This is a genomic window from Aequorivita lipolytica (assembly GCF_007997135.1).
Classification (GTDB): Bacteria; Bacteroidota; Bacteroidia; order Flavobacteriales; family Flavobacteriaceae; genus Aequorivita; species Aequorivita lipolytica.
Genome location: NZ_VORU01000005.1, coordinates 29,530 through 53,439, shown reverse-complemented (window position 1 = coordinate 53,439; position 23,910 = coordinate 29,530). Strand labels below are relative to the sequence as shown.

General features: G+C 36.3%; 25 protein-coding genes, 1 tRNA gene and 1 pseudogene. 22 read left to right on the top strand and 5 right to left on the bottom strand.

Translation table 11 applies throughout. The annotated features are described in order from the left end of the window. The first annotated feature begins 99 nt into the window (after positions 1–99). From trxA to ESV24_RS15585, 6 genes are all read left to right on the top strand, one after another. Complete coding sequence (gene trxA / locus ESV24_RS07885; RefSeq protein ID WP_111814285.1) at positions 100–417, top strand: thioredoxin; 318 nt, start codon at positions 100–102, stop codon at positions 415–417. 171 nt (positions 418–588) lie between these two features. Next, on the top strand, positions 589–1,134 hold the full coding sequence (locus ESV24_RS07880) for a ClpP family protease (protein WP_111814287.1): 546 nt from the start codon (positions 589–591) through the stop codon (positions 1,132–1,134). A 4-nt stretch (positions 1,135–1,138) separates the two neighbouring features. Further along, positions 1,139–1,600, top strand: coding sequence for a copper resistance protein NlpE (locus tag ESV24_RS07875; RefSeq protein WP_111814289.1), 462 nt, complete (start codon positions 1,139–1,141; stop codon positions 1,598–1,600). Positions 1,601–1,668: 68 nt separating this feature from the next. Further along, a complete protein-coding gene (locus tag ESV24_RS07870; protein ID WP_111814292.1) occupies positions 1,669–2,598 on the top strand; it encodes a DUF58 domain-containing protein in 930 nt (309 codons plus the stop codon). Between the two features lie 160 nt (positions 2,599–2,758). Next, positions 2,759–2,832, top strand: a tRNA-Asp gene (locus ESV24_RS07865). Between the two features lie 580 nt (positions 2,833–3,412). Beyond that, entirely contained in the window at positions 3,413–4,669 is a 1,257-nt protein-coding gene (locus ESV24_RS15585) for a T9SS type A sorting domain-containing protein (protein WP_160110583.1), read from the top strand. Between the two features lie 690 nt (positions 4,670–5,359). On the opposite strand, the gene ESV24_RS07850 is transcribed toward ESV24_RS15585, so the two are convergent. After that, complete coding sequence (locus ESV24_RS07850; RefSeq protein WP_111814296.1) at positions 5,360–6,241, bottom strand: Brp/Blh family beta-carotene 15,15'-dioxygenase; 882 nt, start codon at positions 6,239–6,241, stop codon at positions 5,360–5,362. A 144-nt stretch (positions 6,242–6,385) separates the two neighbouring features. On the opposite strand from ESV24_RS07850, the gene ESV24_RS07845 reads away from it, so the two are divergent. The 5 genes from ESV24_RS07845 to ESV24_RS07825 all read left to right on the top strand — a co-directional run bounded on the left by ESV24_RS07845 (position 6,386) and on the right by ESV24_RS07825 (position 10,391). Beyond that, positions 6,386–7,081 (top strand): bacteriorhodopsin-like, encoded by a 696-nt coding sequence (locus ESV24_RS07845; RefSeq protein WP_415501064.1) that lies wholly within the window; start codon positions 6,386–6,388, stop codon positions 7,079–7,081. A gap of 215 nt (positions 7,082–7,296) precedes the next feature. After that, positions 7,297–7,851, top strand: coding sequence for a nitroreductase family protein (locus tag ESV24_RS07840; protein WP_111814300.1), 555 nt, complete (start codon positions 7,297–7,299; stop codon positions 7,849–7,851). 156 nt (positions 7,852–8,007) lie between these two features. Then, complete coding sequence (locus tag ESV24_RS07835) at positions 8,008–8,376, top strand: BlaI/MecI/CopY family transcriptional regulator (protein ID WP_111814302.1); 369 nt, start codon at positions 8,008–8,010, stop codon at positions 8,374–8,376. After that, entirely contained in the window at positions 8,373–9,788 is a 1,416-nt protein-coding gene (locus tag ESV24_RS07830) for a M56 family metallopeptidase (protein WP_111814304.1), read from the top strand. Before ESV24_RS07835 ends, ESV24_RS07830 begins: the two co-directional genes overlap by 4 nt. A gap of 123 nt (positions 9,789–9,911) precedes the next feature. Then, entirely contained in the window at positions 9,912–10,391 is a 480-nt protein-coding gene (locus ESV24_RS07825) for a hypothetical protein (protein ID WP_111814306.1), read from the top strand. Here the strand turns inward: ESV24_RS07825 and ESV24_RS07820 are convergent, their stop codons facing one another. The 3 genes from ESV24_RS07820 to ESV24_RS07810 are packed head-to-tail and all read right to left on the bottom strand — an operon-like array spanning position 10,392 to position 13,405. Further along, a complete protein-coding gene (locus tag ESV24_RS07820) occupies positions 10,392–11,276 on the bottom strand; it encodes a hypothetical protein (protein ID WP_111814308.1) in 885 nt (294 codons plus the stop codon). 48 nt (positions 11,277–11,324) lie between these two features. Beyond that, a complete protein-coding gene (locus tag ESV24_RS07815) occupies positions 11,325–12,452 on the bottom strand; it encodes a glycosyltransferase family 2 protein (protein ID WP_111814310.1) in 1,128 nt (375 codons plus the stop codon). Continuing rightward, the gene (locus ESV24_RS07810) at positions 12,449–13,405 is read right to left on the bottom strand and encodes a lysylphosphatidylglycerol synthase domain-containing protein (RefSeq protein WP_111814311.1); all 957 of its coding nucleotides are present in this window, start codon (positions 13,403–13,405) and stop codon (positions 12,449–12,451) included. The genes ESV24_RS07815 and ESV24_RS07810 overlap by 4 nt, the downstream gene beginning before the upstream one ends. Positions 13,406–13,498: 93 nt before the next feature. Between ESV24_RS07810 and ruvC the strand changes: the two genes are divergently transcribed. Then, the gene (ruvC, locus tag ESV24_RS07805) at positions 13,499–14,056 is read left to right on the top strand and encodes a crossover junction endodeoxyribonuclease RuvC (protein ID WP_111814313.1); all 558 of its coding nucleotides are present in this window, start codon (positions 13,499–13,501) and stop codon (positions 14,054–14,056) included. 114 nt (positions 14,057–14,170) lie between these two features. Here the strand turns inward: ruvC and ESV24_RS07800 are convergent, their stop codons facing one another. Next, on the bottom strand, positions 14,171–15,229 hold the full coding sequence (locus tag ESV24_RS07800; RefSeq protein ID WP_111814315.1) for a transporter substrate-binding domain-containing protein: 1,059 nt from the start codon (positions 15,227–15,229) through the stop codon (positions 14,171–14,173). A gap of 132 nt (positions 15,230–15,361) precedes the next feature. Here ESV24_RS07800 and hemW point away from each other — a divergent pair, with 132 nt between their 5' ends. The 10 genes and pseudogenes from hemW to ESV24_RS07750 all read left to right on the top strand — a co-directional run bounded on the left by hemW (position 15,362) and on the right by ESV24_RS07750 (position 23,905). Next, positions 15,362–16,525 (top strand): radical SAM family heme chaperone HemW, encoded by a 1,164-nt coding sequence (gene hemW, locus ESV24_RS07795; RefSeq protein ID WP_111814931.1) that lies wholly within the window; start codon positions 15,362–15,364, stop codon positions 16,523–16,525. Further along, positions 16,525–17,271: a cyclase family protein gene (locus ESV24_RS07790; RefSeq protein WP_111814317.1), complete on the top strand. Its 747-nt coding sequence runs from the start codon at positions 16,525–16,527 to the stop codon at positions 17,269–17,271. Before hemW ends, ESV24_RS07790 begins: the two co-directional genes overlap by 1 nt. Position 17,272: 1 nt before the next feature. Then, complete coding sequence (locus ESV24_RS07785) at positions 17,273–17,623, top strand: DUF4260 domain-containing protein (protein WP_111814933.1); 351 nt, start codon at positions 17,273–17,275, stop codon at positions 17,621–17,623. A gap of 4 nt (positions 17,624–17,627) precedes the next feature. Further along, positions 17,628–18,239: a DUF4230 domain-containing protein gene (locus tag ESV24_RS07780; RefSeq protein WP_111814935.1), complete on the top strand. Its 612-nt coding sequence runs from the start codon at positions 17,628–17,630 to the stop codon at positions 18,237–18,239. Then, on the top strand, positions 18,236–18,595 hold the full coding sequence (locus tag ESV24_RS07775) for an MmcQ/YjbR family DNA-binding protein (RefSeq protein WP_111814319.1): 360 nt from the start codon (positions 18,236–18,238) through the stop codon (positions 18,593–18,595). The genes ESV24_RS07780 and ESV24_RS07775 overlap by 4 nt, the downstream gene beginning before the upstream one ends. A 16-nt stretch (positions 18,596–18,611) precedes the next feature. After that, complete coding sequence (locus tag ESV24_RS07770) at positions 18,612–20,384, top strand: MutS-related protein (RefSeq protein ID WP_111814321.1); 1,773 nt, start codon at positions 18,612–18,614, stop codon at positions 20,382–20,384. A 168-nt stretch (positions 20,385–20,552) separates the two neighbouring features. Further along, the gene (locus ESV24_RS07765; RefSeq protein WP_111814323.1) at positions 20,553–21,377 is read left to right on the top strand and encodes a hypothetical protein; all 825 of its coding nucleotides are present in this window, start codon (positions 20,553–20,555) and stop codon (positions 21,375–21,377) included. A 111-nt stretch (positions 21,378–21,488) separates the two neighbouring features. Further along, positions 21,489–22,484 carry a metal-dependent hydrolase gene (locus tag ESV24_RS07760; protein ID WP_111814325.1) on the top strand — a complete coding sequence of 332 codons (996 nt, stop codon included), beginning with the start codon at positions 21,489–21,491 and terminating at the stop codon, positions 22,482–22,484. Positions 22,485–22,559: 75 nt separating this feature from the next. After that, positions 22,560–22,634, top strand: a pseudogene (locus ESV24_RS15665) (DUF2256 domain-containing protein); the annotation flags it as partial. Continuing rightward, complete coding sequence (locus ESV24_RS07750; RefSeq protein ID WP_111814327.1) at positions 22,601–23,905, top strand: DASH family cryptochrome; 1,305 nt, start codon at positions 22,601–22,603, stop codon at positions 23,903–23,905. The pseudogene ESV24_RS15665 and the gene ESV24_RS07750, both read left to right, overlap by 34 nt. Positions 23,906–23,910 lie beyond the last annotated feature (5 nt).

Sequence of the window (23,910 nt, the reverse complement as noted above, 5' to 3'; positions counted from 1 at the left end):
TAGAAAGAAACAATACCCACATTTCCTAAACATATATTAAGAGTATAAGATTTCGCATAAAAAATAACTATTTTTGAAAACTCATTAAAAACAAAGATTATGGCATTAGAAATAACAGACGCAACATTTGAAGAAACGGTTTTAAAAAGTGACAAACCGGTATTGGTTGACTTTTGGGCAGCCTGGTGCGGACCTTGCCGAATGGTAGGGCCAATCATAGAAGAAATAAGCAAAGAATACGAAGGCAAAGCGGTGGTAGGAAAAGTAGATGTAGATGCAAACCAAGAGTTTGCCGCAAAATATGGTGTTAGAAACATTCCAACCGTTTTGGTTTTTCAAAATGGTGAAGTAGTAGGTCGCCAAGTAGGCGTTGCCCCTAAAAATGTTTACGCTGAGGCAATTGATGCACTTTTGTAAGATTAAATTAGAAAATAAATTATAAAAAGGCTTGGCGCATTGCCGGGCCTTTTGTTATTTTAGTGAAATAGTAAAAACCGTTTGTCCCACGCCTAAAGGGGGAGCGGTTTTTAAAATAAATTTTAGAACTTAAATTAAAAGATATTTCCCGCCGCGGCAGGGACACGACTTATGGAAAAAACAAATAAAGTACAGGATAAAATTGACGGTAAATTACTCGAAGAAAGAAAGGTTTTCATTTGGGGAATGGTAGATGACAAAAGCGCGCGCCACGTTGTGGATCGCTTGATGTACCTCGATGCGCTGAGCCACGACGAAATAAAATTCTACATAAACAGTCCGGGTGGTTACGTTACCTCGGGATTTTCAATTTATGATACCATTCGTGAAATAAAAAGTCCGGTTTCTACAATTTGCACAGGTTTGGCAGCGTCAATGGGAAGTATTTTACTTTCCGCGGGCGAAAAAGGAAAACGTTTTATTCAGCCGCACGCACGTGTTATGATTCACCAACCAAGCGGAGGTGCCCGTGGAGTTGCGAGCGATATTGAAATTACGGCACAGGAAATTTTAAAAACCAAAGAAATAAGCGCACGTATTTTAGCGGAAAACTGTGGCCAGAAGTTTGAAAAAGTAATGAAAGACTTCAACCGGGACCATTGGATGAGTGCTGAAGAATCTGTGGAATACGGGATTGTAGATAAAATTCTGAAATAAATTTATGAAAAAAGTAGTATTATTATTTGCAGTTGCAGCGGTCACATTAGTTGGTTGCAATAACGATGAAAAGAAAGAAACCATTTCCGAAGAAAATACAGAAAATGTGGAATCAGCTATTGTAGACATACATAGCTCTGAAAATTCTTTGGACTGGGCAGGTGTTTACGAAGGTACTACACCTTGTGCAGATTGTAAGGGAATCAAAACCGTTTTGGAGTTGAATGAAGACCAAACCTTTATACTTTCACAGACCTATTTGGGCGGATCCACGGGTGAAAATGAACTCAAACAAACGGGAGAATTTATTTGGAACCATGCAGGCGCTATGATCCGTTTGAGGACGGAAACTGGCGGCTTTCAGTATAAAGTTGGAGAGAACCAGCTGTGGATGTTAGATGTAAAAGGAAACACTATTGAAGGTGATTTGGCCGATATGTATATTTTGAAAAAAACTATTCAGTAGAAAAATTCGAGTTTGAATATTGAGAAAGAATTAAACACACCTCGGCTTCGCTCAGTAACCATCATAAAATGAATATTGAAAGTGAAATCAATGAGATTACAGGTTTTAAAAACCTCGAGCTACTTGCCAAACAAGTGGTGGAAGGCTTTATTTCTGGATTACATAAAAGTCCGTTTCATGGATTTTCTGCGGAATTTGCGGAGCACAAAATTTACAACAGGGGTGAAAGTACAAAGCATATAGATTGGAAGCTTTTCGCTAAAACGGATAAACTTTACACAAAACGTTACGAAGAAGAAACGAACTTGCGTTGCCATCTAATTGTGGATAACAGCAGCTCGATGCATTACCCGAAACTGAAAGAATTCAATATAAATTCTCTGAACAAAATTGGGTTTTCGGTCTTGGCCTCTGCAGCGATTATGAATTTAATGAAGCGTCAGCGCGATGCCGTAGGTCTTAGTATTTACAGCGATGCATATGAGTTTTATGCTTCGGAAAAAGGAAGTGAACGGCATCACCAAATGTTACTTCAAAAGTTGAACGAGGCATTGCTTTCTTCAAAAGAAAAAACAGAAACCAAGACTTATGAGCACCTTCATTTAATTGCGGAAAAGTTAAAACGCCGCTCGTTGGTTTTTTTATTTACCGATATGTTCCAGAGTGATACTGAAGCGGAAAAGTTATTTGAAGCGCTTCAGCATTTGAAATATAATAAACACGAGGTTGTTCTTTTCCACACTTTCGATAAAAAAAGAGAGGTAAATTTCGAATTCAGTAACCGCCCGAAGCGTTTTGTGGATGTTGAAACAGGTGAACACGTAAACCTTTATGCAGATAATATTAAGGAACAATATGAGGAAGCGGTTCAAAATTACTTTACCGAACTGCAGTTGCGATGTGCTCAATACAGAATTAAATACGTTTTAACTGATGTGAACGAGAGTTTCAATAAGATTTTGACCACATATCTAGTGGAGCGTCAGAAGTTTGGATAAAAATTATTATTTTTTAAAAAAATAGTTTGCGAAAATGAAATGGAGTGGTATATTTGCCACCGCTTAATACAGCAAGGGACTTGTCCTAAAATGTATTGGTAACAATTTTTCACTATGCCCAACTGTTGTTGGGGTCTGCCGAAAGGTAGATTGAAAATTTGGTCTGGTAGTTCAGTTGGTTAGAATACCTGCCTGTCACGCAGGGGGTCGCGAGTTCGAGTCTCGTCCAGACCGCAACAAGATGTTGTGTTGTCCACCGAAGTTTTAACGTAGGTGGATGTGGTTTAGAAATAGACCGATGAGAAGCTTATCCATTAGGATGGGCTTTTTTTGTTTTAACACAATATAGATGCTTTTTTGACCTATTTTAGGCACCCACTGAGGTAGGGTCAAGTCAAAAAGTTGTGGTATTTTAGGATTAAGCAAAAATTGTTGTTAGTCTAAATAGGAAAAAATCTACGTTCCTCACACCTCTGAATTGTGCTCTAAAAGCTTTTATTTTTGCATTGAATCATTCTGCTGATGCGTTTGTACTTCGGTTATCAAAGTAGTTGAGTATGTTTTTATAATGTATGGACACTGTTTTGGCTATAGTGTTGAGCCACAAAATCTTAATCAGGCTATTTTTTTCTACATTTTAATAGAACTTTTTTTTATGCAATAGACATTTATAAACAATAAACAGAAGAAACTCCTAAAGAAAATAGTAGTATCTTTCAATTATTCTTCCAAAAAAACATTAAACGGATTCTTTCTTTTTTTAAGAACTTTACGAAAAGATCAATTTTTAACAAATACCTAACGCTAACCAATCATGAAAAAAATACTTTCTTTTCTTTCAATTGTCCTATTAGCTAACTTCATTTGCGCTCAATCAGGTTCGCAACCATTTACTACTTCTGGAGATTTTACTGTTCCTCCTGATGTCACATCCATTACAATTGAGGTTGTTGGTGGAGGCGGTGGTGGTGGAATTAATGGCGCTGGCGGAGGTGGTGGAGGTGGTTATTCAATAGGAACTTTTTCGGTAACCCCCTTAGAAACAATTTCAGTAACAATTGGTGACGCTGGAGGAGTTAATACCGCTGGAGGAGCAACAACCGTTGGAATATTTAATCAGGCAACTGGTGGTGGACCAGGAATTTCGGTTGCTAATCCAGAAGTTGGTGGCGGCGGAGCTGGCGGTGTCGGTTCTGGAGGTGCTTTAAATTATACAGGTGGTGCCGGTGGTGGCGGATATTATACCTATTTCGGTGGAGGTGGAGGTGGTGCCGCTGGGTCACTAGGAAATGGATTTAATGGTGGAGATACCATCCCTTGGACAGGAATTTGTCAAACACCTGGTGGAAGTGGCGGTGCTGGAGGTGGAATTCCTGGCGGAAGTGGAGGTAAAGGTGCTGGATTTACAGATATCTCTTGTAACATAACCGATCCTTCAGCCAATGGAATGCCCTACGGTGGTGGAGGTGGTGGTGGAAACGGAAATGGGGGTGGTCCAGGCATGGGTTATAGTGGTTACGCTTTGATTTCTTGGGGAAGCGATCCTTGTTCAAACCCTTCCAACTTAACTGCAATTGATATTCAATTAACCTCTGCTATGTTAGATTGGACGGAAAATGGAACAGCAACTACTTGGAACATTGAATGGGGCATTTCTGGGTTTACTTTAGGAACAGGAAACCCTCAAGTGGTGTTAGCAAAACCGTACTTATTAGAAGGTTTAATGCCTAATACTTCTTATGATTATTACGTACAAGCTGATTGCGGTGGAACCGGAACTAGTACTTGGTCTGGTCCTTTTACTTTTGTAACAGATGTATTAGGAACAGCAGACAATGCGATAGATGGGTTTACCTTTTATTCAAACCCAATGAATGAAGTGTTGCATCTTCGTGCAAATAGCACCATAGAAAGTGTGGTTATTTACAATATCTTAGGTCAAAAAGTGATCGATCAAAACATAGGGTCAATCACTACGCAGTTAAATGTTTCTAATTTATCCACCGGAGATTACTTGATGAAAGTAGTTTCAGCAGGACAAACCGGAATCTACAGATTGATTAAAAAGTAAAGTGATTTTTTATAATAATTGAAAGAAGCCATCCGCATCAAACGGGTGGCTTTTTTATTTTTTATGATTTTTCTTAGGAAATGTTAATTAACAATAACATCATATTGTACGTAGTGGTTATTTTAAAAATAAAATATTTTCTTGTGGCATTTTAATTATTTAATTAAAAATTTCAATTAAATTATGAATAAAATTACGTTATTATTTTTGCTTTTCTTCGCTTAACTCCTTTTTTACTTAAAGGGGATGGAGAGTATGATTATTTTAAGACAGGTATCACTGATGCTCTTAATACGGAGTTGTCAAAAGTAGATCAATTGAAAGTGATTAATCAATCTTCTACCAGACCGCTTATATGCGCCGAATCCTTAGCAGAAGTGCAAACTAAGATGTTGTGTTGTCCACCGAAGTTTTAACGTAGGTGGATGTGGTTTAGAAATAGACCGATGAGAAGCTTATCCATTAGGATGGGCTTTTTTTGTTTTTGGAAATGATTTGGAAATCCGCGATATTCTCTTTATGATTCACTTTGTGTCGCCCGAATCAGTTTTTGCATACTTTGATTATACGATTCTTCCCTAACACCCAGACACAGACTATCTCTCCTTTACTTACTAATTTTCTCACTCACATATTCCTTATTTTCGTTTTAAACGATTAGCGCTTCAAGTTTGATAGTTTACGAGGCTTCTATTTTTTCAGACGGAACATTTGAGAGATAGTGAAAGAATGGGCAAACGTAATGGCACCTAGAAATGCAAATAGAACAGGCAAGAAAATCGCATCGTCTTCTAACCAAAAAAACAAAAGTATTATCGAAATTATAGAAACGAGCCATATGAAAAAAGAAGACTTCAAATAGATGATAAAAGTTCGTAAAGATACTTCACCATATAGAAAGGACTGCTGTTCTAATATTGAAGGAATGCTGTGCCAAAAAATAAAATAAATTCCAAAAGCCCAAATAAGTGTCGCCGTTTTGAAGACAATGGCAAAAATCAAAAACATAAATATCTCGAAAAATAGCTGTTGTAACAATATACATTTTCGGTATGCTAAAAGCAGGACTTGTAACACCCATAATGAACTGCTCACTATAAAGATCCATAAAAACCATTGTTTAGGTACCGTTAGTTTGGTAAGTGAAAAAACGACAGCTTGAGTGGCTTCCGAATTTAAATAAAAGAGCATGAACACTAAGGCAAGGCCGTAGTTTAGAAATAAGAATCGATTCAGCCTAGAGGTGTTATTTAGTGACGCACTCCAATGTTGTTCCCCAAAATGAAAGGCACTGAAAAAAATAAAGAAAACCAAAGCAACAACTGGTATAAAGTAAAAAAGGAGGCTCGCTACAAGAACCGTTACCACATAGGAACTAATAAAAATGGCCAAATGCTTCGGTCTTGAAGCGGTGTTGACTTTAGCGATTAGGGATAGATCATTACTGCCGTGTAAAATTCCGAATGAAAATATAAGAAAAAGGGCAATGAATTCTTGGGAAGGATGTATAAAAGAAACAGACAGCCATAAGCTGAAAAAAGTTGTCACAATTGCTACCCTTTCATATTTCATATCCCAAAAATTATTGTCTAAATATTTTACTAAAATAATTTAAATTTTGAAGATATTATTGTTTAATGTTTTGTAAATTAGTTTAAACAAAAAACTTAAAATATTATGGGACATTTGACAACTTTTATTTCCTTAGTGCCAAGAATGGCTACAGATGATTATGTAGGCTTTACGTTCTTTATCGGGACTATGGCTATGATGGCAGCTTCTGCCTTCTTTTTTTTTTCAATGAATGATTTCGAACGCAAATGGAAAACATCCGTTTTGGTATCGGGGTTAATCACTTTTATTGCAGCAGTACATTACTGGTACATGCGAGATTATTGGATAGCGAACTTAGAATCGCCTACTTTCTTTAGATATGTAGATTGGATTCTTACGGTACCATTAATGTGTGTTGAATTCTACTTAATACTAAAAGTAGCGGGCGCGAAAAAATCGTTAATGGCGAAACTAATATTTCTATCCGTCATTATGCTTGTTACAGGATATTTAGGAGAAGCAGTTTATCCTGAAAGCGCCCAGATTTGGGGATTGGTATCAGGAATCGCTTATTTTGCAATTGTTTATGAAATTTGGCTCGGAGGAGCGGCAAAGTTGGCAAAAGCAGCAGGTGGCTCAGTACAACGTGCTCATAAAATTCTGTGCTGGTTTGTGCTGGTTGGATGGGCAATCTACCCGATTGGATATATGGCAGGTACTCCTGGATGGTACGAAGGTATATTTGGCGGACTGAGTATGGATGTATTTTATAACATTGCGGATGCAATTAATAAAATTGGATTTGGCTTGGTTATCTATAGCTTAGCCCTACAACAATCAAAACCGAAGGTTGCGTAATATTTTTTATTGAGATTTGGTTAAAAAGAGGTGTGTGATAAACATACCTTTTTTTAATTGATTTCATTTAATTTCCAAACAATTAGTATAAAATCGCCCGTACTATCTTTAAATAGACCGATGAGAAGCTTTTCCTAATGTAACGGCTTTTTTTGCTTTAGCAATAAACAATTAATCTTGCTTTTATTATCTTCACGACCCAATTAATAAGAAAAATGATTTCAGAAACTATTAAAAACCGTCGTTCGGTTTTTCCTGCACAATACAACAATCAGCCAATCACTAAGGAGGAGATTTCAACCATTTTAGAAGCTGCTAATTGGGCTCCAACCCATAAACGCACAGAACCTTGGCGTTTTAAGGTTTTTCACGGCACATCCCAAGTTGCTCTAGGTAAATTTGTAGCCGAAATCTACAAACAGACAACCGATACTTTTTCAGAATTTACCTATAATAAATTTATGGACAGTCCCGTAAAAGCGGGCTGTGTAATAGCAATCTGTATGCAGCGCGATCCCAATGAAAGTTTGCCAGAGTGGGAGGAGGTTGCAGCAACAGCTATGGCAGTTCAAAATATGTGGCTTACTGCACACGAAATGTCTATCGGCGCTTATTGGGCCTCTCCAGGTATTATAAAATATATGGATAAATTTATTCAATTGGAAGAAGGAGAGCGGTGCTTAGGATTTTTCTATTTAGGGAAGTTTGATGACGAACTTTCCGAAGGAACACGTAAAACTTCTATTGAAGAAAAAACTGTTTGGGTATAAAAAGCTAATTCATAAATAATCTAAAACCTCACAAGTGATAAAACCCTGTGAGGTTTTTTTTAAAACATATAACTAAATAGTTAGTTTAAACTAACTATTTAGTTATATTTGAATACTCAATACTCAATACTCAATACTCAATACTCAATACTCAAAATGAAACAACTAACAAAAGCAGAAGAAGACATCATGCAAATCCTTTGGGATTTAGAAGAAGCAAATGTTGCTTCAATTATAGAAAAATTGCCAGAGCCAAAACCTGCCTATAACACAGTTTCTACGATTGTGAGGATTCTTGAAAGTAAAGAATTTGTTGATTATAGAAAAGAAGGTAGAGGCCACGTTTATTTCCCAAAAGTGAAGAAGACTGAGTACTCCAGCCAATCATTAAATAAATTGATGGATGGCTATTTTCAAGGTTCGTTTAAAAGTATGGTTTCTTTTTTTATGAAGAAAAATGATATCAGTATTCAAGAAATGGAAACTATTATGAAAGAAATTAATTCTGAAAAACCTGAAAAATGATACATTCCGTACTACAAATACTCGCTTTTCAAATACTCTTTTTGGCAGTTTACGATCTCTTTTTGAAAAAGGAAACATTCTTCGATTTGAACAGAATTTATCTGTTGCTCGCCCCAGTTCTGGGTTTAGTTTTACCGTTTATACATTTAAGTTTTATTCAACAAACCATTCCGCAGGAATATATAATTCAGTTGCCAGCCGTTATCATTAGTGGTAATTCGCAAGAAATAATTTCTAATGAACTAGCCTATTGGCTCCCGAGTTTAACCGATGTTTGGTATTTGGGGATGTTGGTTAGCACGCCTCTTTTTGTTTGGAAATTTTACAAAATAGCTAAACTCAAATTCGCTGGACGCACTGAATATTTTGATGGATTTAAACTGAAAATCCTACCCAAAACAAACACAGCTTTTTCCTTTTTCAACACTATATTTTTAGGCGAAAACATTTCCGAAATAAATAAAACCAGCATCATTGCCCACGAAAAAATTCATATTGAACAAAAACATACATTAGATCTTCTTTTTTTTGAACTACTTCGTATTGTCTTTTGGTTCAATCCAATGGTTTATTTGTTTCAGAATAGAATCTCCACACTTCACGAATTTATTGCAGATGCTAAGGTTGCAGCTGAAAAAGATAAAAAGCAATATTATCAAAACCTACTTTCTGAAGTATTCCAAACAGAAAATTTTTCATTCATCAATACATTTTTCAATCAATCATTAATCAAAAAACGAATCATTATGTTACAAAAATCACAATCAAAAAAAACCGCGCAGTTCAAGTATTTTCTATTAATACCAGCAATCTGCGGAATGTTAATCTACACTGCTTGCAGCAACGATCCAAAAGCCGAGGAAACCCAAACTGTCCAGCAGTCAGATTCCGAAGTGATGAACAAAATTAACGAACTGTCCGAAGCAATTATGAAAAAGGGCGAAATGACGCCAGAGGAAGAAAAAGCGTTAAGATTTCTTACAACGGAAGCACAGCCGGGAGATAAAGTTTACACTTCAGTCCAGGATTATTTGGATGAAACTAAAGACGATAATGAATCTGATCTTCCTTTTGCAGCCATTGAAAAAGTGCCGACCTATCCAGGTTGCTCCGGTGACAACGAGGAAATGAAAAAGTGTTTTTCTGAGCGTATAAGTCGTTTTGTTGGGGAAAATTTCAATATAAAACTTGGTGAAGAACTGGGGCTTTTAGGTCGCCAGCGTATCGCTGTACAATTTAAAATAGACAAAACCGGAAAGATAGTAAACGTGCGTGCCCGTGCACCAAAACCTGAACTTGAAGCAGAAGCCATTCGTGTAGTGAAACTACTTCCACAAATGCAAGCCGGAGAACAAAAAGGTGAAAAAGTAGGCGTACTCTATTCTTTACCTATTGTTTTTGAGGTAAAATAAGTCGTGCCAAATTATTTTTGAAGCCGAAGAAATTCTTCGGCTTTTTTATTTCAACCAACAACTACACTTTGAAGCCATTATGTTTCAGTAAATTTGTACTTTTCAAGTTGAATTTTTTCTGGAATGAAAAACGGTTTTATTTTTTTACTTCTTTTACTAGTGGCAACTTCCTGCCAGTTTTTTGAGACTGAAAAGGTTTCTTCGGATGAAATATATAAAGAAGAAATGCAAACTATTGATTGGAAGGAAGTGGACCGTTATCCTTCATTTTCAAATTGCGAAAATTCCTTGGAAAAACCTGAACAGAAAGACTGTTTTATTAGCACCATAAGTTCGCATTTGTACCAATCCATCAGCCACGAAGAGATGGTTGCTGTGCGGGAGATCTACGATACGGTTAAGGTAAATTTTGAAATAAGCAGTAACGGGAAACTCTCCATTCTAGAGATAAAAATGGATACGTTGTTGCAAAAAGAATTCCCTGATTTGGAAAAGTGGCTTTTACAAAGTATTGATTCACTTAAACCCGTAGCTCCCGCATACAAGCGAGGGATTCCCGTTAAAACCCAATTTACTTTACCGGTAATTATTCAAACTAATTGATTACAGATTGAATTTGTAACCGAGTGTAAAATCTACAGGAAATTTATCATTGCTTTCCACATTCAATCCCACAATATCATTATAGTTGAAAGTTATGTAGCCGTTGCCAACTTTATAATCAGCACCAATTCCAAAGGTAACTGGTGCGTTAAAGTCACTGCCCGAATTGTTTTCAGTAATAATAATAGGAGGCAATGTTTCAATTACAGTGGTAACTTCCCTTTTTGAATGGGTAAACGAAACAAATTTGCAGTTTATAAATGCGTCAAATTTTGGTGTTTTCACAAATTTAAATCGGTAATTCAACGAAAATTGCGATGCGGAATATTTGTTGTCACTACTTTCAAATGTCTGCTTGAAACGAAGCACCATTGCGTGTCTTTTCAACTTTATGTCATCAACCAATTCCAAATCTAATCCAGCCACCGCTTGAAGCGCGTTTGTTGGGTTTTCAGTATAAACACTGTTGCTTAACCCCGCAAATGCTCCAAGACGCAATCCAGGGTCTATTGAATTTTCTGTTTCATTGAAGCTTGGATCCTTCTTTTTGTTGTATTGCACAAAAAAGTCGTGAAGGCTTGGTAATGTTAACTTCACTTTTTCAGTTGAAACCATAGCATCACTAGTTTGTTGCTGTAATGTTTCTTTGTATTCTTCTTGGTAATCACCGTTTTGTTTTGTGTTTTTGAGTTCTACTATGTTTTCTCCTTTCTTTGAAAAATAGCGGTATTCGCCATCAATAGTGTTCCAAAGTAAAGTTAAAGAACCCTCAACTTCCGTATTCAAAGTGTACGTTTGGCCATCAATAGCGTATTGTTGCTGGGCTTGCAGGTTTTCTGTGAAAAGTAGAAGAAATAAGGCGAAAACAAAGAGGAGCGATTTCATAGGGGCTTTATTTAAAGTATGGCTAAGGTAAAAAATTTAATCAATTTATCATTGCTTTTCAAAGCTTCGCCCTTTCCACGAATAATTACCGCGAAAACTTCCAAACACAACTATCAAAACGATTATTGCATAAAAAAAAGTCTGCCATAAAAATTTTAAAAGTGAAATATTTACTTCAAAAAAGCGTGATGCTTGCAGTAAAACTGCGTAATCTGTGATTATTTTTAAGACGATTAAAAAGATATAAAGATTTAAATTTTCGGGATTGAAAACCATAAGCAGCGGAGAAGCTAAAATTGAAATATTCACAAAAAACACAACTATTCCTAAAATTAGGGAAGTATCGGTTTGTTGTTTTGAAGTTTTTGAAGCCCAACGAATACGTTGGTTTACAACGTTTTTCCAATTTTCCTGGGGTTTTGTAGAAACTACTGCTTCTTTTGATTTTAAATATCGAACTTGATTTGGTAATGTTTTTTTCATCTTTTCCAAAAGAAAAACATCGTCGCCACTGGCAATGTGGTTGTTACCCTCGAAACCATTCACTTTTAAAAAAGCATTTTTAGAATATGCCAAGTTTGCGCCATTGCTCAACATTGGTTTATTTAAACCAAAACTACCAACAGTTACAGCTTGTAAACTCAAACCATCCAATTGCTGAAAATTTTCAATAAAACTTCCATTGGAAGCATAAAGTACGGGACCGCAAACCATCACTGGATTTTCCTTTTGAATAAAAGCATCCAGCTCTTTCAACCAATTTTCGGGAAGTTCGCAATCTGCATCTGTGGTTACAATCCATTCAAAGTTTGAATTTTTGATTGCTTCTGAAATAGCGTCTTTTTTAGGCGAAGCCGAAACGCGTTTGTTTTGAATTAGTTTTATTGAAATTTTACTTTTCTCAATTGCTTGAGAAATGATTGCTTCAGAACTGTCTTCGGAAGCATCGTTTACAAAAATGACTTCAAAAAATTCTAAAGGATATTTTAATTCCTCAATTGTTTTCAAAAGAAATGGAAGGTTTTCAGCCTCATTTCTGAAAGGAATTACAACTGTAAAACGATTGGCTGGTTGTATTTCAGCGGAAAAAAAAAGCTGCACTTTTTTAAAACCGTAAACCAACGCCACCATAAAAATAAAATAGCTGGCAAAAAGAAATATAAAAACCCAAATCATCGGGTTGTGGATTGGTAGGTTAGCACGAAAAAACTGCCCAAAAGTGCGGGCAGCACAAAATTGAACAGCCACATTGCGAGTACAGTGGATAAAACAATTAACTCTGGAACTCCAGCAAAAGAAAACAGCCAAACCGCAACACCGCCGCGGATTACAACATCAAAAATAAAAAGGGTGGGTAAGATAGAAACCAAGAGATACATTGCGAAAATCAACGGAATAACTTTTGAAAAAGGAATGTCTGCACCAAAAAAAAGCAACAATCCATAAAACATCCCGCTGAAAATTACATATCGAAATGTTGAAAAAAATACTGTTCTAAATTGTAGTTGAAACGGAATACTTTTAAAAAATTTAATGGTTTTTGCTATTGAAAAACCTTTCAGCAATAGTTGTTTTTCTTTGAAATAATACGCAATTGCAAAAAGCAGGATAAGACCAATTAAAATGTAACTTAATGTTGCAATAGAAAGGTCTATATTGAAATTTCGAAACAAGTAAAGCAATCCAAAAATACCAAAAAAGATTGTGACAAGCATTTGCGCTCCACCGGAAAAAAAGTTTAGCAAGAGTATTTTTTTTCGTTTCCTACTTTCAAAAAAAAAAGCTTTTGCGCCGTATTCACCAATACGGTTTGGGGTTGCCAATGAAACTGTGAGTGATGCTAAACTTTGTTTTGCAGCGGTTTTGAAATTTATTTTTTCAAAAGTAGAAACCAAAGTTTGCCATTTTAAAATTTCAAAAAACCAATTGGCTGCAGCTAAAATTAGAAATAGCAGAAGAAAGTAACCTGAAATGATTCCCTTGGAAAAGATAGTAGCTGTAAATTCCCCAAAATTCAAAGAGGGATTATTTTTAAGTTTATAAAAAATATACCCAAAAGTTACCGCAAGCACCAAAACTTTCGCGGTAGCAAGCAGATATTGTTTAGTTTTGTGGGATGCGGCAATCATGTTGCTAAAATACTAATTCCTGCCCTTCGACCAATTTCATATTTAAACAAATCGAAAAGCTCAGGATAAACTTCAGCAGGAATCTCTATTATAATGGAAACCAAATCAGAAAAAATTATTTTAGGAATAGACCCCGGAACCACAATTATGGGTTTCGGGCTTATAAAAGTTGTTGGAAAAAATATGGAGTTTATGCAACTTAACGAGCTTCAGTTAAAGAAATATGACGACCATTATCTAAAACTGAAACTTATATTTGAGCGCACCATAGAACTCATCGATACCCACAACCCAGACGAAATTGCAATTGAAGCGCCTTTCTTTGGTAAAAACGTACAGTCAATGCTTAAACTTGGTAGAGCGCAAGGCGTAGCAATGGCGGCTGGACTTTCGCGGGAAATACCAATTACAGAATATTCCCCAAAAAAAATAAAAATGGCGATCACCGGTAACGGAAACGCCAGCAAAGAACAAGTGGCAAAAATGCTTCAAAGTCTTTTGGGCTTGAAAGAGCTTCCTAAAAACTTAGACAGTACGGATGGTTTGGCTGCTGCAGTTTGTCATTTTTACAATTCAGGTAAAATAGAAGTGGGCAAAAGCTATACCGGTTGGGCAGCTTTTGTGAAACAGAATGAAAGTAGAATTAAGTAGCAGTTAGCAGTTGCAGTTTGTTTCTCTGTGCAGTTTATGTTGAGCTTTGCCAAAATACTCGGCAACCAATGAGAACATTGATGCTTTTTTCGGTCGCTGAGCGGAGTCGAAGCGTTAATTCCTAGAAATCCAATCTTCCACAATATGAGCGATTTCCTTTGTGTCTTGAAGGTGAATTATTTCTAAATCTACTTTTCGTTTTAAATCACTTCCTATAGGAAATACGAACCCATAATATTGTGGCTCAATTTTTTTCTTGCTTAGCACAAAATCTTCTTTTTCTTTTGCTTCAAAAAGATATTCCAGTGGTATTTCGTCATAAATCAAGGCATTTATTTCTTTGTTAATAAGCATTTTATAGCCTTCGGCAACGGTTTTCACCGCTATTGGGGTGCCATCTACATTGCGTACGCGATCCATGATTTTTTTATAATCAGGAACTGCTACTTTTTTGCCTTCCAACTGTTGCATGCTCGTAATGGTTTTGTCTTCGCGTGTAGTTAGCGATAGCGTTGTGGCAATTCCGGCCACAAACGACGTAGCTAAAATTAGAGATATAATCATCCAAGAACCCATGACAACCCTGCCAGCAGGCGTGCGCGGAGCAATATCACCATATCCAACCGTCGTCATCGTTACTATTGCCAACCAAATGCCAGAGCCGATGCCTTGATGAATATGTTGGCCGTATTCGTCTTTATATTTTCTACCTTCCACCAGCCAAAACAATAAGCCAACGATAGTAAGTATCAAAAGTAGGCCGAGTACGGCAAATAGAAATGTTTCTGAAAATATAGGACTTATTTTATCCCAAACGGTCAGTTCCTGTACAGGCGCCAAAATGGCCATTTCGGTATTATAGTAGGGCTGTGAAAACGAAATTTCTTCAGCGCGTTCCACGTTAATCGTTGTTGGACCCAATAGAATGTCTATTTCGTTGTTCTTGGCTGCGGCAATGCCTTCTTCAACAGAGGAGAATTCCTGAAGCGTGTATTCCAGATTGAGATCGAACACTATTTCTTTCCAAATGTCAAAAATAATTCCTTGTGCTTTTGTATCATGAAGTACGAAAGGTGCTGAGCCCGCATAACCTACCCTTAATTTTTCATCATTGTTTTGCCCAAAAGAAATTATGGAAAACAAAAGAAAGAAGTATACTGAAAAGCGATGCATAATTTAATATTTTTTGAATTATTTGATACTTGGCTTTTTAAACGAAGAACCCCAATTTCGGTAAAAATAATAACTAATTTTGAAGTCTTAGAAAGTTTCGGCTTTAAAACAGTGTATTCCTTGAATATAGCGATGAATTCAGAATATCTTGAAAATAGAAATAGTGGTTTCGGCCTTTATATACACATTCCTTTTTGCAAACAGGCGTGCCATTATTGCGATTTCCATTTTTCTACTTCTTTGAAAAAAAAAGACGAGTTGGTGAATGCATTATGCAGGGAATTGATGCTTCGGAAAGACCAATTAAAAGGTGAAGTTGAAACCATTTACTTCGGCGGCGGAACGCCCAGCCTGCTTTCTTCCGAAGAATTGCAGCAGATTTTTGAAACAATTTATAAAAACTACAAAGTTTCCCAAAACCCCGAAATCACCCTCGAAGCAAACCCTGACGATCTTTCAAACTTACAAATTCACAAATTCACAAATTCACGAATTAACCGTTTGAGCATCGGAGTCCAATCTTTTTTTGAAGAAGACTTAAAGCTGATGAATCGTGCCCATAATGCTTCCGAAGCTTTGGAGTGTATTGTTGAAGCGAAAAAATATTTTGAGAATATAAGCATTGACCTGATATACGGAATTCCCGGAATGAGCAATGAACGTTGGAAAGAAAATCTTGAAATAGCTCTAAAACTTGATGTTCCGCATCTTTCGTGTTACGCTTTAACGGTGGAGCCAAAAACGGCATTGAAAAAATTCATTGAAAAAGGAATCGTTCCGCCCGTTGATGAAGAGGTTGCACAGCAGCATTATGAAATTTTATTGGCCGAAACAGAAAAAGCAGGTTTGGAAAATTATGAATTTTCAAACTTTGGAAAAGCGGGCTCCCATTCCCGTAACAATACCGCCTATTGGGAAGGTAAACCGTATTTAGGCATCGGTCCGTCAGCACATAGTTATGACGGAAATTCGCGCAGTTGGAATGTTGCCAACAATACAAAATATATAAAAAGCATTGAGGCAGGAACGCTTCCTTCGGAAGCAGAAATTCTTTCCAAAAAAGATAGATACAACGAATATATAATGACCGGACTGCGCACTAAAAGAGGTGTTTCTTTAGATAAAGTTGAAAAGGAATTTGGAAAACTTTATGCTGAATACCTCTTAAAGCAAGCTGAAAGTAATTTACAAAATCACCTATTAATTCTCGAGGACCAAACCTTGAAAATTTCAAAAAAGGGAAAGTTTTTAAGTGACGGCATTGCGGCAGATTTATTCTTAGTAAATTTAGGTTGATGAAAGCTACTATTAAAACGCATAATGGCACATTTGAAGTTGATCTTGCACAACCGCTAGATATATCAATCCCAATGCAAGCTTCCGAAGAAAATCCGTTGGCTTGGTATCAAAACACACCTATAATTGTGCCTGTAAAAATGGGCGATTGGACCGGAAAGGTTTCGGAAGGTGCTTCGGTAAATTTCAATAATGTGTTTTTTAATCCACACGCTCACGGTACGCACACAGAGTGTTTTGGGCATATTTCAAATGAATTTTATTCAGTGAACGACGCGTTAAAAACCTTCTTTTTTTTAGCTGAAGTGATTTCCGTGAAACCTGAAAAAATCGACGAAGACGAAATCATTTCCGAAGAAAGTATTAAAAAAGCTTTAAACGGAAAAACGCCCGAAGCAATAATAATCAGGACGCTTCCTAATAATTCAGAAAAAAAATCAAAGCATTGGTCAGATACTAATTGGCCATTTCTTCACGAAAAAGCGGCTTTGTTTTTAAGGGAAATTGGAGTTAAACAATTATTAATTGATCTGCCTTCAGTTGACCAAGAAAAGGACGAAGGCAAACTTTTGGCACACAAAGCATTTTGGAATTATCCCGAAAACCCGCGTGAAGACTGTACAATTACAGAATTGATTTATGTGAGCGATTCTATTAAAGATGGAAGTTTTTTGCTGAATTTGCAGATTGCATCCTTTCACAACGATGCCACACCCAGCAAACCGGTTTTATATAAAATTATTTAAGATGCAAACAATTTTAAAAATTGAGGAATTGGCGCAATTCATTTTGGGAATTTACCTTTTTTCACAATTAGATTATGCGTGGTGGTGGTTTCCGGCGTTGTTGCTCACGCCAGATATTGGAATGCTCGGGTATTTGATAAGCACTAAAATTGGCGCTTTCACTTACAATCTTTTTCATCACAAAGCGATTGCGATTGGCATAGGTTTGACAGGGTTTTATCTTGATAATCCTTTGTTAATTTTAATAGGTGTAATTTTGTTCTCACACGCAGCTTTCGATAGAATTTTCGGCTATGGGTTAAAATATCCGGACAGTTTTAAGAATACACATTTAGGACGCATTGGAAATTAATATTATGGAATATCTTTTTATAGGCTTGGCCGTTGGCGCCGTTTTGGCTTACTTTATTTTCGCTCGTTTCAACGGTGCCGGAAAGCGGGAAAAAGTAAATACACAGTCTGTTATTTTAATGGAAAAAATACGGAGCGTCTGTAAATTCATCACTGTGGAAGGCGATTTCTCTGAAATTTTCTATTACGAAAACGTAAAAGACAAATGGCTCAATTTAGTTTTGGGGAAAAAGAAAGCATTGATTTTAATTGAAGCAAAAGCGCACATTGGCTTCGACCTCACAAAAGTTAAGATGAAAGCCGATACAAAGAACCGGACTATTATTCTCACTAATTTTCCACAGCCAGAATTGCTCACCATTGAAACAGATTTTAAATATTATGACAAACGCGAAGGCTGGGCAAACCCTTTTACAGCTTCAGATTTGACAGATATAAACCAAGAAGCAAAAAAGCATATCGTAGATAAAATTCCAGAAACAGGTTTGTTTAACGAAGCTTCAAAACAGGCATTGGAAACTATTAAATTGATGGAAACTTTAGTGGAAACTATCAATTGGAAATTGGATTATTCTGCACTTTATGCTGCCGAAGAAAAGCCAAAGCTGGAAAAATGAACATAGAAGAATTTAGAGAATATTGCATTGCTAAAAAGGGAGTTACTGAATCTTTTCCTTTTGATGAAAAAATACTTGCTTTTAAAGTAATGGGCAAAATGTTTGCACTAACGAGTGTTGCTGTAAATCCCGCAACTGCAAATCTAAAATGTGATCCCGAACGATCAATCGAACTTCGCGAAGAATACGATGGTTTGATAATTCCGGGCTACCACATGAGCAAAATTCATTGGAACACAGTGGAACTAGAAAAAAATATTCCACAAAAAATTGTTTTAGAATTGATCGATCATTCTTACGATTTGGTTGTAAAAAGCCTCACAGAAAAACTTCAAGCAGAACTTGCTTCCCTTTAAAACCGCAAAAAACTAGATGAGTCATCCCGCTGATTTTTACAAATTACAGATTGAAATCCATTCCGAAGCTTTAAAAATAGTAAAGAAGAAACTTGCTTTCTCTAGTACTATTCGATTGCTGGTTTTTTTGCTAGCCTGTTTTGGCGTCTACTTTTTCTTTGGAAATGCAAAAATTGTAACCGCGATTATTATTGTTGCTATTGCAGCTTTTATCTATTTGGTTTCAAAACACAGCGAGTTGCAGTACCAAAGGGATCTCAAACAAGCCTTAATTGCTCAAAGTGAAACGGAGCTGGAAGTTTTAAGTCGTGCGTTCCATCATTTGCCTTCCGGTGAAAAATATAAAGATCCGCTACATTTTTACAGTCAGGATATTGATCTTTTTGGACGCGGCTCCATTTTTCAATACTTGAATAGAACTGCTTTGGAAAGTGGTTCAGATTTTTTGGCGAAATTGTTCACAGAAAATAAAATTAATAACATTCCAGAAAAGCAAAAAGCTATCAAAGAAATTGCTGGAAAACCCGAATGGCGTCAGCAGTTTTCAGCAATAGCTTCTTTAGTAAAAACTGAAGTTCCCGCAACAGAGGTTACCGATTGGCTTAAAAACTATAAAAGTTTTGTTCCAAAATGGATAAAACCAGTTTCACTTGTATTCTCAACAATTTCGGTAGCCTTAATCGTTTTGAATTCTATTGATTTACTTTCGGGATATGTTACTGCAGGATGGTTCGTTTTGGGATTAGCAATTTCAGGATTTTTTCAGAAAAAAGTAAATAATCTTTCTTCCCACACTTCAAAAATGCAAAGCACTTTTGAGCAATATTATAAGCTAATTTTAGAGATTGAAAATGAAGATTTTTCTACTGAGATCCTTTCTGAAAAAAGAAATTCTATTATCCAATCAGAGACAAAAACTTCAACAGTTTTAAAGCAGTTTTCCAGATATTTAGATGTTTTAGGTCAAGGAGATATTATGATTTTTGGTACAATCATAAATGGATTTACGCTTCGTAATCTTCGGCAATGTTACAATATAGAAAAGTGGATCAAAGCCCATAAAAAAAGCGTTCCTGTTTGGTTTGAAAGTATCACTTTTTTTGATGCTTACAATAGTTTGGGAAATTTCAAATTCAATCACCCCAATTATGTTTTTCCAGAAATAAATAGTGAGATTCCAGTTTTAAATGTGAAAGGCGCCGGTCATCCACTTTTAAATGAATCAACAATGGTTCGAAATGATTTTAAGATAAATTCTGAAGAGTTTTTCATAGTTACAGGCGCGAATATGGCGGGAAAAAGTACGTTTTTAAGAACCGTTTCCCTCCAAATTGTAATGGGGAATATAGGCCTGCCAATTTGTGCCGAAAAAGCAGAATACCATCCCATAAAACTCATTACAAGTATGCGGACTACGGATAGTTTGACGGACGACGAATCTTACTTTTTCAGCGAATTGAAACGCCTAAAATTTATTGTGGACGAAATAAAAACGGATCGATATTTTATAATTCTCGATGAAATTCTGAAAGGAACAAATAGTACTGATAAAGCCATCGGCTCCCGAAAATTTGTTGAAAAACTCGTGGCAAGCAATTCCACTGGAATTATCGCCACACACGATTTAAGTCTTTGTGTTGCTGCAGAAGAATTGCCAGAAGTGAAAAATTATTTCTTCGACGCGCGTATTGAAAATGATGAACTCTTTTTCGATTATACTTTCAAACCCGGAATTTGCCAAAATATGAACGCCTCATTTCTGCTGAAAAAGATGAGAATAGTAGATTGATTCATAAATATCAGTAAAACGGCTATTTGTAACTATTTTTTTGTACATTTAAATCTCTGTTATTCCTCATTTATCCTTCATTAGTATCTTTATTTTACTCCACGTATTGTTCCAAATATTAAAATAGTAATCAATTTAATATTTATACTAATTTAATTTTATAGGATTATGAAAACAACAACCAACCTTAAGTTTATTGCAATGGCATCTATTATGTTGCTATTAAGTTTTAGTGTCTTAGCCCAAAATGAAGCTAATAGGCCAAAGTATCTTTCAGCCACAACGATGCATTGGAATATGGATAAAGAAGACTTCAGCATGGATGCTTGGAAAGCTGCGGAAAAGGAGTATTTGCAAAAAGTAGTGAGTAAAAATCAATATATTACTTCGGCATCTTATTACACACATCTTTTTTCACCAGACAATTCTGAAGTTCTTTATGTACAGACCTATCCATCATGGGAAGCTATGGACAAGGCTGCTGAAAGAAGTGAGGAGCTTGCCAAACAAGCTTGGCCCGATGAAAAAGCAAGGGGAGCCTTTTTTAAAAATCGCGATGATTACTTCTCGGCAAACCATTCCGACGAAATTTATGCTCCCATCGATGGTGCTAAGTTAATAGCGCAGGGCAACACCAAAGATTTGGTTCTCTATATTCGAAGAACTTATTTCACGTTTCCCGAAGATGGTTCACAGAAAGAATTCGATGAAATGAGAGCTGAACATTTCGCAAAGGTTCTTTCAAAAAACGAATATATTAAAGGGTATTATCCAAATGTTCACGTATGGGGAAGTGATAAAACCGAATTTGTAGAAGCATTTTTTGTAGATTCTATGTGTGATATGGAGAAGATGTTCGATAAAAATGGAGAATTGATTGGTCAAGCTTGGCCAGGAGATTCTGGAAAACAACGAGGAAAAAAATGGGGGAAATATTTCACTGGAATTCACGGTGATACCGCTTACACTTTAGTGGCGGAACTTTCAAAATAAGCTTTGGCATTTATAATTTGTTGAAAAAGGATGTTTTAAAAAAGCATCCTTTTTTTATATTCAGGAAGTGCGTATTTTCACGGCTGCACAAATAAAAAGAATGTTTTCCGAATGGATTCAGTAACACAAATAGTTTTAGGTGCTGCCGTTGGCGAAGCGGTTTTGGGGAAAAAGATTGGCAATAAAGCAATGCTTTTGGGCGCCATTGCAGGCACAATTCCAGATTTGGATGTTATTGCAAATAGGTTTACAGATACTGTAACCGCTTTGGAAATTCATCGTGGGTTTACGCATTCCATCGTTTTTGCTGTGGTTTTTGGGTTACTTTTTGGGTGGTTACTTTCTTTGTGGGACAGACGGGCAAGTTTAAAAGAATGGCTTTGGTTTTGGTTCCTCTGTTTTTTTACGCATCCTTTACTCGACGCACATACCACTTGGGGTACGCAGCTTTTTTGGCCACTGGATATTCGTTTGGAGTACAAGAATATCTTTGTAATCGATCCGCTTTACACACTGCCATTTTTAGTGTTTTTAATTTTGGCAATGCTTCAAAAACGGGGGAGCATTAAAAGGCGAAAATTCAACAATCTTGGTTTAATTGTGAGCAGTTCATATATGGTGTTAACGTTGATTACAAAGGCAATTACGTATCAAAAGTTTGAAAAAGCACTTGAGGAACAAAACATAGATTATTTGGGCATGATTACAAAACCAAGCCCATTGAACACTATTTTGTGGACAGCAAATGTAGAAACTAAAGATGCTTTTTTAATTGGCGATTATTCGTTTTTCGACACGAAGCCTATTCAGTTTTTTCCGTACCCTAAAAATCACGAAGCGCTTGGCAATTTCGGGGAATACAATAAAGTACAACGGCTTATAAAAATAACCAAAGGTTGGTACACCATTTCTGAAAAACAAGACGGAATCTATTTGAACGATTTGCGTTTTGGGAAGATCAGCCTAGATCCACAGTCAGATAAATTTGCTTTCAGCTTTTTGATAGAAAATGAAGGTGACGACGTTAAAATTACAGAAGAACCCAAAGAAGTTAAGGAAGGCGGCAAACTGCTTTCAGACCTTTGGGAGCGAATAAAGGGGAATTAGTTAATGAAAAGGAAATCTGATCTTCCCTAGAAAACTTGCCCCACTTGTGCTCGTTCTTTTACTTGGCGAAAGAAATGGGAGCGGGATTGGGACAACGTAATATATTGCAGTAAAAAATGTCAGAAAAACAAGGACAATCCACCGGTTTAGTTTGGTTTACCAAAGATTTAAGAGTGCGTGATAACCATTCACTTTCTAAGGCTTTAAGTGAAAATGAAAAAGTAATCGCAGTCTATTTTTTTGATCCACGCCAATTTTCAACTACCAAATACGGATTTAAGAAAACTGAAAAATTCCGCGCAAAATTCTTGATTGAAACGGTTGAAAATCTTCGGAAGAATCTCGAAAAACTTAATATTAGTCTTTTGGTATTTCACGAAAAACCAGAATTGATTCTTCCAGAAATTATACAAACTCATCAAATAAAATCAATTTATTACCAACGCGAATGGACCAGCGAAGAAGTTCACGTTTTTGAAAATCTTCGGAAAAAACTTCCCGACTGCAACTTTGTTGAAACCTACGACCAGTTTCTCTTCCATCCGGAAGACATTCCCTATAGTGATTTTTCAGATATTCCAGAAGTATTTACGAACTTCAGAAAAAAAGTTGAAGCAAATGCTGAGGTTAGAAAATGTATTGAAAAACCTGGAATTCAGCAAGAAAACAATCTTGTGGAAAACAACACAGAAGTTCCGACTTTAAAAGATTTGGGATTAAAAGATTTTGAGATTGATTCACGTTCGGCATTTCCATTTAGAGGAGGAGAAGATGCTGCGGAAGCACGCTTGAAGCAATATTTCTGGGAAACGAAAAATCTGAAAAATTATAAGGAAACTAGAAATGGAATGTTAGGCGCTGATTACAGCTCCAAGTTTTCTGCTTGGCTCGCCAACGGCAGTCTTTCGCCTCGCTATATTTACGAAGAAGTTAAAAAATTTGAAAGTGAAATCGTAGAAAATGAAAGCACGTATTGGCTGATTTTTGAATTGTTGTGGCGTGATTATTTTAAATATGTTTCGCTTAAACACGGCTCTAAAATTTTTCAGTTAAAAGGAATTTCGAAGAAAGATTTAGATTGGAATAACGATTCAGAAACTTTCAAAAACTGGATTAATGGCAAAACAAAAGAACCATTTATAAACGCGAATATGAATGAAATTGCAGCTACCGGTTTTATGAGCAATCGTGGGAGGCAAAACGCAAACAGTTTTTGGGCTAAGGAATTATTGCAGGATTGGCGAAAAGGCGCAGCTTATTTTGAAAGTATGCTAATAGATTATGACGTGCACAGCAATTGGGGAAATTGGATTTACAATAGCGGCGTTGGCAACGATCCGCGCGATAGAAAATTCAATATAAAAATGCAGGTAGAACGATATGATGCAGATGGAAAGTATCAAAAAACTTGGCTTAAATAATACCT

Bases quoted from the DNA above. Each gene is read 5' to 3' on its own strand.
- trxA (WP_111814285.1), top strand. From the start codon at position 100: ATGGCATTAGAAATAACAGACGCAACATTTGAAGAAACGGTTTTAAAA.
- ESV24_RS07880 (WP_111814287.1), top strand. From the start codon at position 589: ATGGAAAAAACAAATAAAGTACAGGATAAAATTGACGGTAAATTACTC.
- ESV24_RS07875 (WP_111814289.1), top strand. From the start codon at position 1,139: ATGAAAAAAGTAGTATTATTATTTGCAGTTGCAGCGGTCACATTAGTT.
- ESV24_RS07870 (WP_111814292.1), top strand. From the start codon at position 1,669: ATGAATATTGAAAGTGAAATCAATGAGATTACAGGTTTTAAAAACCTC.
- ESV24_RS15585 (WP_160110583.1), top strand. From the start codon at position 3,413: ATGAAAAAAATACTTTCTTTTCTTTCAATTGTCCTATTAGCTAACTTC.
- ESV24_RS07850 (WP_111814296.1), bottom strand. From the start codon at position 6,241: ATGAAATATGAAAGGGTAGCAATTGTGACAACTTTTTTCAGCTTATGG.
- ESV24_RS07845 (WP_415501064.1), top strand. From the start codon at position 6,386: ATGGCTACAGATGATTATGTAGGCTTTACGTTCTTTATCGGGACTATG.
- ESV24_RS07840 (WP_111814300.1), top strand. From the start codon at position 7,297: ATGATTTCAGAAACTATTAAAAACCGTCGTTCGGTTTTTCCTGCACAA.
- ESV24_RS07835 (WP_111814302.1), top strand. From the start codon at position 8,008: ATGAAACAACTAACAAAAGCAGAAGAAGACATCATGCAAATCCTTTGG.
- ESV24_RS07830 (WP_111814304.1), top strand. From the start codon at position 8,373: ATGATACATTCCGTACTACAAATACTCGCTTTTCAAATACTCTTTTTG.
- ESV24_RS07825 (WP_111814306.1), top strand. From the start codon at position 9,912: ATGAAAAACGGTTTTATTTTTTTACTTCTTTTACTAGTGGCAACTTCC.
- ESV24_RS07820 (WP_111814308.1), bottom strand. From the start codon at position 11,276: ATGAAATCGCTCCTCTTTGTTTTCGCCTTATTTCTTCTACTTTTCACA.
- ESV24_RS07815 (WP_111814310.1), bottom strand. From the start codon at position 12,452: ATGATTTGGGTTTTTATATTTCTTTTTGCCAGCTATTTTATTTTTATG.
- ESV24_RS07810 (WP_111814311.1), bottom strand. From the start codon at position 13,405: ATGATTGCCGCATCCCACAAAACTAAACAATATCTGCTTGCTACCGCG.
- ruvC (WP_111814313.1), top strand. From the start codon at position 13,499: ATGGAAACCAAATCAGAAAAAATTATTTTAGGAATAGACCCCGGAACC.
- ESV24_RS07800 (WP_111814315.1), bottom strand. From the start codon at position 15,229: ATGCATCGCTTTTCAGTATACTTCTTTCTTTTGTTTTCCATAATTTCT.
- hemW (WP_111814931.1), top strand. From the start codon at position 15,362: ATGAATTCAGAATATCTTGAAAATAGAAATAGTGGTTTCGGCCTTTAT.
- ESV24_RS07790 (WP_111814317.1), top strand. From the start codon at position 16,525: ATGAAAGCTACTATTAAAACGCATAATGGCACATTTGAAGTTGATCTT.
- ESV24_RS07785 (WP_111814933.1), top strand. From the start codon at position 17,273: ATGCAAACAATTTTAAAAATTGAGGAATTGGCGCAATTCATTTTGGGA.
- ESV24_RS07780 (WP_111814935.1), top strand. From the start codon at position 17,628: ATGGAATATCTTTTTATAGGCTTGGCCGTTGGCGCCGTTTTGGCTTAC.
- ESV24_RS07775 (WP_111814319.1), top strand. From the start codon at position 18,236: ATGAACATAGAAGAATTTAGAGAATATTGCATTGCTAAAAAGGGAGTT.
- ESV24_RS07770 (WP_111814321.1), top strand. From the start codon at position 18,612: ATGAGTCATCCCGCTGATTTTTACAAATTACAGATTGAAATCCATTCC.
- ESV24_RS07765 (WP_111814323.1), top strand. From the start codon at position 20,553: ATGAAAACAACAACCAACCTTAAGTTTATTGCAATGGCATCTATTATG.
- ESV24_RS07760 (WP_111814325.1), top strand. From the start codon at position 21,489: ATGGATTCAGTAACACAAATAGTTTTAGGTGCTGCCGTTGGCGAAGCG.
- ESV24_RS07750 (WP_111814327.1), top strand. From the start codon at position 22,601: ATGTCAGAAAAACAAGGACAATCCACCGGTTTAGTTTGGTTTACCAAA.